Below are 12,599 nucleotides of genomic sequence, written 5' to 3' on the forward strand. Positions count from 1 at the left end.
AAAAACCCTCCGAACTGAATCGGAAGCAAAAAATAGTGGAGATTGGACGGGTGAGTGGTTAACTCACCCTAAGAGGTGTAGAAGTCGCTTCTACAATCAGATGTCTACAACCTAAGCTTGGGAGCGAGCGGCTTTCTTGAAGGTTGAGCCTGCAAGAACGGTAACAACAGCAAGCCAATAACGGCTGCGCATACCGAGATGGTGATAAAGAATCCAGTCCAGCTGTATTCTTCAAGAATCAATGCCAATGGGTAGCCAGAAAGTGCGGCCCCCATGTAAGCAAACAAACCAACAAAGCCCGTTGCAGCACCAGCGGAATCTTTGTGTGAACATTCCGCTGCGGCCATGCCAATCAACATTTGTGGACCAAATACGAAGAAGCCAATTGAGAATAACCCCGCAGCTTGGAACGCAAAGTTAGTTAACGGCATCAACCACAGTGCAGCAACAGATAGGAATATACCTGCGGCAAACAACAGGTTCATCGGACCTCGGTTACCACCGAACAGTTTATCCGAGCCCCAACCAGCCACCAGAGAACCAACAAAGCCACCGATTTCAAACATCGACAATGCCGCGTTAGCATTGATTAGACTGTAGTGGTGTTGTTCTGTCAGGTACAAGTTACCCCAGTCATTAATGGCGGTGCGCACGATATAAACCAGTACATAGCTGAATGCGAGCAACCAAATGTACTTGTTGTTGAACACGTATTGTTTGAGGATTTCTTTATAACTCAGACCTTGTCCGTGATTTTCTTGAGCGAGTTCTAACTTGTCATCTCGCCATTGACCAACCGTTGGTAGCCCTTGAGTGGTCGGTTTATCGCGCAAACGCCAACAAACAACCACACCAAGAATCACGCCGATAACGCCCGGTACGATAAAGCCTTCTCGCCAGCTGTAATGGAATGTAAGAAATCCGACGAGTAGGGGAATTAAAGCGCCGCCTACGTTATGGGCGGTGTTCCAAATTGCCCACAAGAAACCACGTTCTGAGCGCGAATACCACGTCGTAAGTAACTTAGAGCAAGAAGGCCAGCCCCAACCTTGGAACCAAGCGTTCATCACCCAAAGTGCAGCGAGTGCAACCAAAGAGCTAGAGAAGCCAAACGCGATATTGATAAGGCCTGTCGCGATTAAACCGACACCCATGAAAAAGCGAGGGTTAGAACGGTCAGAAATGGTGCCCGAGATAAACTTCGACAAACCATAGGTGATGTAGAAAAGCGTACCTATCATACCGATATCGGCTTTATCCAAACCTAAATCAGCAATCATCGCGGGTGCAGCGTAGTTGAAGGTTTTACGAGTGAAGTAAAAGCCCGCATAACCAAGATACATACCCAGCATGATGTGCAGACGCCAATAGCGATAGCGTTCATCCACTTGGTCTTTGCTAAGGGGAGCTTGGTTGTAGCTCGGAGACTGAAAAAATCCAAACATGCTCGTTACACCTTAGGTAATGTGATGGCGATTTGCGTGCCATCCACATGATCGTTCAAAGAGTAGATATACATTTTGCCGCCGAGTGCTTGTACGCGTTCCTGCATGCCACGAACGCCCATGCCTTTCATGCAGTCTTCGGTTTTGAAACCAATGCCGTTGTCAGCGATGTTCAACGAAATGTTCTCGTCAATAGACAGCTCGATAACAATAGACGTCGCATTCGCGTATTTCGCAGCGTTGTTTAACGCTTCTTGACACAAACGGAATAGGGTGACTTTTAGCGTGTCGCCTAAAGACTCATAGTCACCTTGCCAATCGAGTACAACGCGAGTGCCATGATTGTCGAACTCCATTTCACGAGTTAACTGGTGAACGGAATCTTTCAAATCCAGATCGTCGAGCATTTTCGGGCGTAGTTTGCTCAGTAGATGTTTGGTGGTGTCATAAACATTGAGAGAAAGGTTTTCGATCATGTCGGCACAGCGTGTGTTCATTTCGGCATTATCAACGCGCTTAATGATGCTCGCTTGGGTACGAATCGCCGTGATGTTCTGACCAATTTCATCGTGCAGCTCTCTTGCCACGTCACGACGTACCGACTCTTCCGCTTGAATGAGTTGTCGTGACAAGGTTTGGTTTCTCGACAATTCGCCACGCAGCTTATGGTTAAGATCTTTTTGTTTCTGCACCGCTAAACCGAGCATAATTCCAGTTAAGGTTTGTGCCGAAAGGGACAAGAGCAGATCAGTGATTTCCAGATTCGAAACACCACTTCGCGCAGCAATCAGCGCAATACTATTTAACATGGTCGCAAGAAGAGCGCCTTGCCAACCATAGCGTAGCGCCAGCACAATGATTGGGATTGCCATACAGAAAGGTGCGAAGCGTTTTAACTCATCTGGCAAACTGGTTTGAACTAAAATGCTGGCAATCAATAGCACGCTATAAAGCAGAATATGACGAACTTTGAACTGAACTTCGTTGGCTAACAAATTCGAGGTCAGCGGTGACCAAGGGCTTTGGAAGAGGTAGTTCCAGAGTAGGTAACACATTGGCAGCACCAACAAACCGCCCGCAATGCTCGCTAACCACGCCATGTAGACAGATTGAACGTGATAACCAACCGCAAGTACGTTAATACAAGACGTCACGAGCAAAACGACCGCCATCACCGCTAAATGCTGGTTCTGATCGCCTTTGTAATAGCGCTTAGCAAGGTAAACAACCGGAATGCTCAATACGCTGGCCACCAACACCATCAACCATTGTGGCTGTTCAAGAAGTAAAGCGAGTGCAACGGTTAATCCCCATTCGGCGAGATAAATCGTTGCCCAATACTTTGTACGCGTGTGCAGTGTTAACCCCAAACGCAACGCAAAGGGGAACAACAAGATCGCCAGTTCAGCATCATTCACAAAGTAATAAGCGATCACCCACAGACAGAACCACGAGCATCCTGTCATGAATAAACCGCAAATTGAGGTGATGGTGTAGCTACGCATTAAAACGACTCTTGCGAGAACAGTTTGGCGAGTTCAACGTTGTTCTTTACGCCAAGCTTATCCATGGCGTTTGCACGGTGAACGTGAACGGTTTTATGGCTCAAGCCAAGCTCAGTGGCGATAGACTTCACATCCAAGCCACGAGCCAGCAATTGGCACACTTCGTTTTCTCTGCGAGTCAGTTGAGTCAGCGTTGCCGCTTTGTCACTTGGTGTCGCGAGCTTCAACGCAATATCAAGCGTTAAATAACAACCGCCCAAAGCACTGGTTCGTACGGCTTGAATCAACTCATCAGGACTACAACGTTTACTTAGGTAACCTTTAGCGCCAAGTTTGAGTGACTTTTCAACCATTGCCGGAGAGTCGTGCACGCTAAGCATGACACATGCAATGCCTGAAGGGATTTCGGAGAGTAGGGTAAGCCCACTTTCGTCTGCCATCGAGATATCTAGGATAACCACATCTGGCTTGCACGCAGGTAATCCCACTCGAGCTTCTGCTACCGAGCTAAATTCACCTACAACATTCATGTCTGTCTCAAGGCTCAACAATTGAGCAAATCCAGAACGAACAATGACATGGTCATCAACAAGCGCTACGTTAATCATCTTAAATACCAAACTTCAGCAATACACAAACGAAAATGAGCTCTCAAAGAGCCCAATAAAAACCTACTATGATACTAAACTGACCAAGTTTATTTAATGATCTAGCGCGCTTTGACTACCAAAGCGCGCTGGTTGATTAAGCTTGGTTTTCTGCGAGTTCAAGCTTCTTCTTGTTTTGACGGATCTTTTTCTCTTCCGCGATAGCAACGAAAGCAAGCAAAACAATACAAATCATTGCTGAGGTATCTAGGGCAGCGAACGTACCTTTCCAACCCGTAAGACCAAAGATTGGTGTGCCATCTGCAATCATACCAAGACCTAATTTCGCGAAGCTGTCACCAATTAGGTAAGCGAATGTGCCTTTTACGCCGTCTGCCACACTGATTGCTTTCTTAGGAACAAAGCCAACCGCGGCAACACCGATAAGCAGTTGAGGACCAAACACTAGGAAGCCAAGAACAAATAGCGACGCTAGGTACATGAACTCACTGGTTGCATGTTGGTAGAACTCAAGTGATACGATGATCAAACCCAAAGAAACACAAGCCACTAGCGCACGGCGACCGTTTGCAAGGTCAGACAGGTAACCCCACATCAAAGTACCCACAAGCGCACCCACTTCGAATAGGGTAAAGCCAGAGATTGCTGCTTCTTTTGATAGACCAAGTTCTTGGTATGCGTAAACCGTTGACCATTGGTCGATACCGATACGCACGATGTAAAGGAAGATGTTTGCGAAGCAAAGTAGCCAGATCACTTTGTTTTTCAGAACGTACTCAACAAAGATCTCTTTCTTAGTCATTTGATTGCCTTCAGCCGCTTCGTCTTCTTCGCTGACGGCTTCATCAAATAGCTCTTCTACTTTACCTAGGCCGTAGGCTTCAGGAGAGTCGTTACCGTAGCGCATACCGATGAAACCAACGATGATCGCAATGATAGAAGGGAACACGAACATGCCGATTACGTGACCGTCGAACAAGTAGTTAGCACCAAACAGAGCCACACCTGCAGCACCCGCGCCCCCTACGTTGTGAGACATGTTCCAAAGACCTAGGTAAGAACCACGCTTGTTACGCGGTGTCCACTTAGTGATGGTTGAGTAACTAGAAGGACCACCAGTACTTTGGAAGAAACCACTTAGTGCGTAGAACGCCACCATCAAGAACAAGCTCGCGCTTCCACCACCCATGCTGAAACTGAAACCAAGCATTGCCAGGCCAGAAAGGATAAGCATGAAAGGAAGGAACTGCTTGGTGTTTTTACCATCGGCGTAGTAGGAAACCACGGTCTTACCGATGCCGTAAGTAATCGAGAAACCGAGGCCAATCAAACCTAGATCTGTCATCGACAAACCGTAAGTAGAAATCATGTCGTTTTGCGCGACGTTGAAGTTTTTACGGATCAGGTACATGGTCAAATAGCCAATAAATACCACTAGGTAAGATTGGATAAATGGTTTGAACCACATTTTTCTACGTACTTCGACAGGAAGATCGAGGGTAGGCTTCCGGACTTGTTCAAGGAATTTTAACATCGTGAACTCTCTTGTATTAGTGTGATGCACTTGCGTGCTCGCTTTCTTTTAGCTGTCGGCGATTGTAGAGAGTCCTCTTTTGAACCACATGAGAGGAGGGCTTAGATCGACTAGGAAAAATTCCTAGAAAACGATTGCTGATTAAGAAAGCGTGAAAATCATCACATTCATAGAAATATAAATAGCGCTTAAAAAGTGGATAAAACGCATTTGTGGCGCGAACTGGCAAGTATTCGCTCTGGCGCTGATCTATGTTGAAGGCCGATATTGGTTGGCTTGTTTGTTCGGAGTGAGTCACTTCTCAATATCAAATTGCACTTGGATTGTGACTAATGACAGCCCGGAAGTTTGTGCTTAAACTAAAATAATCCTTGGTATTTTAAGATGATAGCTTGCATGCCCAATACAGATATTCCTTTGGTTCACTCGGAAGAAGTAAAGCTTTTTGCCACTATGCTCAATGAGCTGGATGGCGATATCCATTCCTTACTTGAATCCGCACGTATGCCACAGGATATCTTATCCACCCAATCCCCTGATGCGTTTGTGCCAGAGAGTGCATTAAAATCGGTATTCCAAACCTTAGGTGAACGAGCATCACCAGAGAAGTTTGCTTTGCTTACTTGGACGCTTTGCCACGACATCTACGTTCCTAGGCTTGCCAATCAAATTACCCAAACGCACTCACTTAAAGCGGCATTGGAAGAAGTCTCCCAACTGCTAAAACAGATCTCAGATAATGTCAGTCTTTCGGTCGTATCGCGGGGCGGTAAATGGTGGCTAGTGAGAGAAAAGCAGGACGCAGAAAGAGAATGGTTTCGTTATGCAGAAATGTTCTCAGCTATGTTCATGAATGAATTGCTCAAAAAGCTTGTGGGTTCACAATGGCGATTGGCTGAAGTCGGGATTCAAGATGTAGAAGCCGAGCCATTCAATCTATTACCGGGTATGAAGAGTGCGCAGTTCTTTACTGGTAGACCGGTTACTGCCATCTCGATTCCTAATAATTGGATTAACCAGCCGATTGCTTTCACTCCATCCCAGACGGCGCCAAGTACAAGTTTTCGGGGTGAGGATGATAAGTTCAGTGACGCATTAGCAAGGGCACTCACGCCTTATCTCTCGATGGGCAAGATCTCTATCCAGTTTGCTGGCGAGTTGATTGACATGAATGCTCGCACCATACAAAGGCGGCTAGCAAATGAGGATACGACGTATAGAGAAGTGATCGAAGGCTTGGTGCTTAAACAAACGCTGGAACTGTTAGCAGACCGAGACCTGAGTATCACACATATTGCGCTCAAAACAGGCTATTCAGATTCTGCTCATTTCACCCGTGCATTTAAGCGAATGATGAATCTCACGCCTAAAGCGTACCGTCAATCTTTGTTGTAATTATTAGGGTCTGTTTATCTTTCGTGGTTAAATTTCGTTCGGATGGGGACGCCTAGTCAAAAGCGTTTTAATCGCGACGAGTCGATTGAAGCCTAGTGGTTCTAAGTAAAATTGACTCAACAAAGAGTAAAACGCTTTTAGCCGGGGGCGCCTAGCCGAACCCTTTGGGCAGCGTTTGTAGGTGCCTTCTACTGCGTTATCGGCTTATCAGGTAGAATCGCTACATATCATGCATAAAACACCTGCAAACTGCTGCAAAAATCATCACGAAAGGTCAACAGACCCTGAGACATAAAACCTCTGAATAATCGGAGGTTTTCGTCTCAACTCACATTTCTATAACAATATCCGCATGTTGTCGTGTAAAGGCAATTAAACCACCTTGAAAGTCGTCATTATGACTTCTATGTTTTTAACGTAAGTCGTCTGTTTCATATGTATTTTTATCTGATCAGTTGTTTTTGGTGATCACTGAAATAGACGCCCTCATAACGCCGCTGCTTAAACAGGGAGGTTATAGGAAATGGACTCCAACTATCCAAAAACATAGGTGTAATAATGACAATTTCTAAGAAGAACCTTTCTTTCGTTGCGCTATCTTGTGCGTTCGCCCTTAATGCCAATGCAGCCTCAACGCTGTTTACCAACGTCGATGTTTTCAATGGCACGGATGAAAAGCTACTGCAAAACCAGAACGTATTGGTTGTCGATAACTTAATCAAAGAGATTTCGGCTAAACCGATAAAAACCGACAAACAAACCACAACGATTAACGGCGAAGGCTTAACCATGATTCCTGGCTTGATCGATATGCACTCACACATGTGTATTCAGGAAGGCATGTTGGTAGGTCGAGATGGTTACGATCAAATGGCGATGGGGGCTCGTGCCCACGTTTCCATGATGCAGTACCTCGACCAAGGTTTTACCACAGCTCGTGACGCTGGCTGTAACATTCTTGGTATGGCAAAAGCCATTAACAATGGTTTGCTAGAAGGCCCACGACTCTTCCCAGCGGGCGGTTTCTTGAGTCAAACTGGCGGTCACGCAGATACCGGCAGCTTCAATGATGTACCAGGGCGCGTTGACGATCTTGAACGCCACGGCTTTGGTTATATCGTCGATGGTGAAACAGAGGCTCGTCGTGCTGCGCGTCAGAACCTACGTTCGGGGGCAACTCAAATCAAGATCATGGCTGGCGGCGGTGTTGCAAGTGAGTTTGACCCAATCCATATGACACAATTCTCGAAAGAGGAAATGGAAGCGATTGTGGGTGTAGCGGAAGACTATGGCACTTATGTCATGGCACACGCTTATCATGACCGTTCGGTTAATCGCGCCATTGATGCTGGCGTGAAAGTTATCGAGCATAACTTCCTTATCTCTGAGGAAACCATCAAGCGAATGAAAGAGAAGGGGGTGGCACTTTCTGCGCAAGCGGTGATGTCTCTCGAAGCCTTTGCAGAACCAGAAAAGATCACCTTCTTTAGTCCAGATCAAAAAGCCAAAGCGACCAAAGTAAACGAAGGCGCAAAACAGATGTTTGAGTGGGCGCGTAAATACGACCTGTTGATTGTGACCGGCGGCGATATGTTTGGTCCAGCTTACAATACACGTCAAGCAGACAATATGGTTTGGATGGAGAAAGTCGGATTTACCCCGTATCAAATCATGAAGATGGGTACATCAAACGCAGCAGAAGTGCTTAGTTGGTCGGGTGGTATGAATCCATATAAATACGGCAAATTGGGTGTCGTAGAGCCTGGTGCATATGCAGATGTGGTGCTGGTGGACGGAAATCCTCTGGAGGACATCACAGTTCTTAACGATTACCAAGATAAATTCAAAGTAATTATGAAAGACGGCAAGATCCACAAGAACACCTTGTAGTAAACTCTGCAATCAGTTTGGGGGCATACGTTGTCCCCAAATTTTTCTCTAAAAGACAAAGAACTATTCAAGGGAACGTATGAAGAAGTACCTATTGGCTGGCTTAGTTTTGCTGGCTTCATCAAATGTATCCGCCGATCAATTAAGCTGGGAGCAATTGCTGCCGGTGAATGTTCCTCAGATTGAAGACCCATTTGTAAAACTCACAGACCAACAACTTTTTGAACTGGGCTCTCTTGCAAGATATCGCGATTCTCAAAATCTTAACGAGCAACAAAAGCAAACCATGAAAGAACTGGAAGACAGTTTAAAAGCTGACGACTTAGACATTGAGTGGTTGTTCAAAAAGCGCAACGAAATTACTGAACATCGTCGTATGTTGGCATCAATGCCAAACACAACGCTAACAGAAGAAACTTATGAAATTCCTGGCTTTGTTACGCCGGTAGAATTTAACAATGACGTTGTCACAAAATTCTTCCTTGTTCCAACCATGGGCGCATGTATCCATACACCTCCGCCACCTGCAAACCAGATTGTATTGGTTGATTATCCAAAAGGTTTGAAACTGACTTCTCTTTACGAACCAATTTGGGTGAAAGGGGATCTGCATGTGAAAAAGACCAAAGCAGACGTTTCATACTCTGATGGTGCTGCGAACGTAGAAACTATCTACCAAATGGATGAGGTTTCTATCCGACCTTATCGATAAGAGTACATATCGAAAATACATAAAAGCAGTGAGCTGTCGCTTAATGGCAATTTTCAAAACTCTGAATCATTAAAATCTCTTTCTAGAAATCAATTTAATGAGAACCCAGACATGAAAGTAACTGTTCCAAAGCTTAGTTTTATCGCTCTTTCACTTGTAATAGCATCATCGGTTAACGCGGCGAACTTTGGTAGCCCTGATACGGTGGACAATACTATTGCGGAAAACGCTCGAGAAAAACGCTCATGGCGTGAGTCATTAGCAGAGGAACACAATGTTACTTTCGGTCTGGACTATCAATTCCTTGGTCTAACGGCCTCAGACCCTCAAAGTGGTGGTGAAGATACAGCAAGCGCTGGTGTTGCTCGTTTTTACGGTAGTTGGAATCTTGTTGGGCTTGAATCTGGCAATACGGGCGGATTGGTTTGGAAAGTCGAACACCGCCATGCGTACAGCGATTTGTCACCGAAAGAGTTTAGCTTTATCGGTAACGGGTTAGGTTATGCAGGGATGATTGGTCCAGCATACAGTGATCAAGGGGCTCGTCTAACCAACCTATATTGGAAGCAAAAGCTCAACGGTGGCAAAACTTCCTTCATGGTTGGCTTTCTAGATACGACTGACTACGTTGATGCCTATGCATTGGCAAGCCCTTGGACCGGATTTAGTAACCTTGCATTTAGCACTGGTGGAGGCTCTATTGGTCTACCGGATGATGGAATTCTCGGCTTAGCCGTGGGACACATGCTAACTGATAACTTTTATATGGTTGCTGGCGTCGCAGATGGTAAAGGGCGTTCAGATGAGCCATTTGATGGCTTTGATACCTTATTCAACGATCATAAACTATTTACTACGTTCGAGCTGGGTTGGACGGCCTCACAAGACCAAATCTATACCGACAATGTTCACCTAACTGCTTGGCATTTGGATGGCGACACGCAACATAACCTAACGAATAAAGACAGCGGGCAGGGTATTAACTTTTCAGCAAGTTATTTTGCTACAGAGCAATTGATGCCATTTGTTCGCGGCGGCTTTTCGGAAGGTGATGTGGCGCTTTATGATCGATCGCTAACGGTAGGAATTGGTTACTTTGGTTTAGGTAAGCCAACCAACAACCTAGGCTTCGCGGTTAACTGGAGCCATGTTAACGATAACCTAGAGCACGCTTATGGTGTGGATGACTCTGAACAGTTCACGGCCGAGCTTTACTACAACATGCAGTTGAACGACTACATTCAAATTACCCCTGATATTCAATACATCAAAGACCCAGCATTTTCGAACAAAAGCAGCACTTGGGTATTAGGTCTCCGCGCGAGAATATTCATCTAGATGATTATGTTTATTTGCCTTACCAAGAATAACTGTATATAAATACAGTTATTCTTGTTTTAGGTTAATTTTGCTATCGCAAAGAGAAAGGGAATGGCAATGAACATCGCGTTAAGAGACAAAATCATACAGGTGTGTAAGAAGAAAATAGAGCAGAAAGGCGACAATGTTGGCGTGTCCTTTTATGCCTTTTTTGCTAATAAGAATGACAATCCTGAGTTATTGATGGAAGCGGCGACTTGGTGGATTCAAACTCATCAACTCGATCACTTCGAAAAAGCGACCAAGATTATTCAATTAGTCGAATCCGAAATGTAGAAAGGGGCACATAACGTGCCCCTTTGTCTACCTAAGCAGAATCAGAGATTAAGCTTTTGCGAACTTGTAAGTACGGTAACCGCCAAGCAGGTTACGCGCTTTAAACCCTGAGTTGACCAGTTGACGATAGGCGACGTTACCGCGCAAACCGACCTGACAATAAATCACGATCTCTTTGTCTTTCGGCAGTTCATTCATACGTTGGCGAAGTTGGTCGACAGGAATATTGATCGCGCCTTCGATGAAGCCTACAGATTCCAATTCTCCCGGATTACGAACATCAAGCAGCACTTGGTTTTCTGACAGGTTGTCAATCTCATCAAAATGAATCGCTGTTGCGTCACCTTTAATGATGTTGTTCGCAACGAACGCCGCTTGGTTAATCACATCTTTCGCTGAGCCATAAGGTGGCGCGTAAGTGAGTTCAAGGTGTTGCAGTTGTTCTACCGTCATACCTGCACGCTGAGCAACTGCCATTACGTCGATACGTTTATCAACGCCATCTTTACCTACTGCTTGTGCACCTAAAATCTTTCCGGTTGCTGGATCAAACAACATTTTGAACGACACAGTTTCTGCGCCAGGGTAGTAGCTCGCGTGGCTTGCTGTGTGGACATACACTTTTTCATAAGCGATGTTTTCACGTTTTAGCTGCTTCTCGTTTTTGCCAGTAGAAGCGACGGCCAAATCAAAGATCTTACAGATCGCCGTGCCTTGTGTACCTTGATAAGTTTCTTGGCGGCCAAGCATGTTGTCCGCTGCCATACGACCTTGACGGTTTGCCGGACCTGCCAACGGAACAAGCGTTTGTTCGCCAGTGACAAAGTCTTTCTCTTCAACCGCATCACCAACGGCATAGATAGAAGGATCGCTGGTCTGCATGTACTCGTTGGTGTAAATACCACCTAGTGAGCCAATTTGAAGTCCGGCTTCTTGCGCGAGTTTTGTCTCAGGGCGAACACCAATCGCCATGATCAGGATATCGGTGTCCAGCTGATCACCATTGTTTAGAGACAGCGTCAGTTTTCCTTGAAGGTGTTGGTGCGTGTCATCTTCACCCGCTTCAGTGTTGGCGACAGATTGGTTTGCAACATATTCAACGGAAGATAGAGCAACGCCTAAACGCAGGTCGATGCCTTTCTCACGAATTTCAGCATGAGCAAAGCCTGCCATTTCTCGGTCAACGGGCGTCATCACTTGATCCGCCATTTCAACCAATGTGGTTTTTACACCAAGCTGGTGGAAGGCTTCCATCATTTCCAAACCGATAAAACCACCGCCAACGACCGTAGCGTGTTCAACTTTGTTGGTTTCGATCGTTTTAATGATGCGATCCATATCTGGAATATTGCGCAGCGAATGCGTTAACGGGTTATCAATACCCGGAATAGGCGGCACAACTGGACCTGCACCAGGGCTGAGTAGAAGAAAGTCGTAGCTCTCTTGGCATTCAGAGCCATCAAGTAGGTTCTTAACCGTAACCGTTTTATCTTGGCGGTTAATTGAAACCACTTCATTCATCACACGAACATCAACATTGAAACGCGCTAAAAAGCTCTCAGGCGTTTGAAGAAGCAGTTTGCTGCGTTCTTGGATATCGCCACCAATGTGGTACGGCAAGCCACAGTTTGCAAATGACACAAATGGACCGCGTTCAAACATAATGATTTCTGCGTCTTCACTAAGACGACGAGCGCGAGCTGCTGCAGATGCACCGCCAGCAACACCACCAATAATCACGATTTTGCTCATGGATTTCTCCTACTGAATGATCGAAAACGCCTACACCTTACTTAAATAAATTAGCTGTGTCTAATGTTAATTTAACTACATTAGCATTGACTTAATAATATT

Annotated in this window: 10 protein-coding genes; 5 read left to right on the plus strand and 5 right to left on the minus strand. The window is 45.6% G+C overall.

Translation table 11 applies throughout. The features are described from left to right. Nucleotides 1-104 precede the first annotated feature (104 nt). The 4 genes from VCHENC03_RS17550 to uhpT all read right to left on the minus strand — a co-directional run bounded on the left by VCHENC03_RS17550 (nucleotide 105) and on the right by uhpT (nucleotide 5,092). On the minus strand, nucleotides 105-1,445 hold the full coding sequence (locus tag VCHENC03_RS17550) for an MFS transporter (RefSeq protein WP_009705364.1): 1,341 nt from the start codon (nucleotides 1,443-1,445) through the stop codon (nucleotides 105-107). A 5-nt stretch (nucleotides 1,446-1,450) separates the two neighbouring features. Continuing rightward, on the minus strand, nucleotides 1,451-2,950 hold the full coding sequence (gene uhpB, locus VCHENC03_RS17545) for a signal transduction histidine-protein kinase/phosphatase UhpB (protein ID WP_009705365.1): 1,500 nt from the start codon (nucleotides 2,948-2,950) through the stop codon (nucleotides 1,451-1,453). Beyond that, nucleotides 2,950-3,558: a transcriptional regulator UhpA gene (gene uhpA / locus VCHENC03_RS17540; protein ID WP_009705366.1), complete on the minus strand. Its 609-nt coding sequence runs from the start codon at nucleotides 3,556-3,558 to the stop codon at nucleotides 2,950-2,952. Before uhpA ends, uhpB begins: the two co-directional genes overlap by 1 nt. Before the next feature lie 136 nt (nucleotides 3,559-3,694). Beyond that, on the minus strand, nucleotides 3,695-5,092 hold the full coding sequence (gene uhpT / locus VCHENC03_RS17535; RefSeq protein ID WP_032802392.1) for a hexose-6-phosphate:phosphate antiporter: 1,398 nt from the start codon (nucleotides 5,090-5,092) through the stop codon (nucleotides 3,695-3,697). A 396-nt stretch (nucleotides 5,093-5,488) separates the two neighbouring features. Here uhpT and VCHENC03_RS17530 point away from each other — a divergent pair, with 396 nt between their 5' ends. The 5 genes from VCHENC03_RS17530 (at nucleotide 5,489) to VCHENC03_RS17510 (ending at nucleotide 10,745) form a co-directional block, all read left to right on the plus strand. Further along, the gene (locus VCHENC03_RS17530) at nucleotides 5,489-6,487 is read left to right on the plus strand and encodes a helix-turn-helix domain-containing protein (RefSeq protein WP_009705368.1); all 999 of its coding nucleotides are present in this window, start codon (nucleotides 5,489-5,491) and stop codon (nucleotides 6,485-6,487) included. 558 nt (nucleotides 6,488-7,045) lie between these two features. Then, nucleotides 7,046-8,377: a metal-dependent hydrolase family protein gene (locus tag VCHENC03_RS17525; RefSeq protein WP_009705369.1), complete on the plus strand. Its 1,332-nt coding sequence runs from the start codon at nucleotides 7,046-7,048 to the stop codon at nucleotides 8,375-8,377. Nucleotides 8,378-8,456: 79 nt separating this feature from the next. Further along, nucleotides 8,457-9,089, plus strand: coding sequence for a DUF3299 domain-containing protein (locus VCHENC03_RS17520; RefSeq protein WP_009705370.1), 633 nt, complete (start codon nucleotides 8,457-8,459; stop codon nucleotides 9,087-9,089). Nucleotides 9,090-9,200: 111 nt separating this feature from the next. Further along, nucleotides 9,201-10,427, plus strand: a complete 1,227-nt coding sequence (locus tag VCHENC03_RS17515) for a carbohydrate porin (protein WP_009705371.1) — start codon at nucleotides 9,201-9,203, stop codon at nucleotides 10,425-10,427. A 99-nt stretch (nucleotides 10,428-10,526) separates the two neighbouring features. Continuing rightward, complete coding sequence (locus VCHENC03_RS17510; RefSeq protein ID WP_005446898.1) at nucleotides 10,527-10,745, plus strand: DUF6500 family protein; 219 nt, start codon at nucleotides 10,527-10,529, stop codon at nucleotides 10,743-10,745. Between the two features lie 48 nt (nucleotides 10,746-10,793). On the opposite strand, the gene VCHENC03_RS17505 is transcribed toward VCHENC03_RS17510, so the two are convergent. Beyond that, a complete protein-coding gene (locus VCHENC03_RS17505) occupies nucleotides 10,794-12,497 on the minus strand; it encodes an FAD-dependent oxidoreductase (protein WP_009705372.1) in 1,704 nt (567 codons plus the stop codon). Nucleotides 12,498-12,599: the final 102 nt, after the last annotated feature.

This window comes from Vibrio sp. HENC-03, from assembly GCF_000305755.2.
Lineage (GTDB): Bacteria > Pseudomonadota > Gammaproteobacteria > Enterobacterales > Vibrionaceae > Vibrio > Vibrio owensii.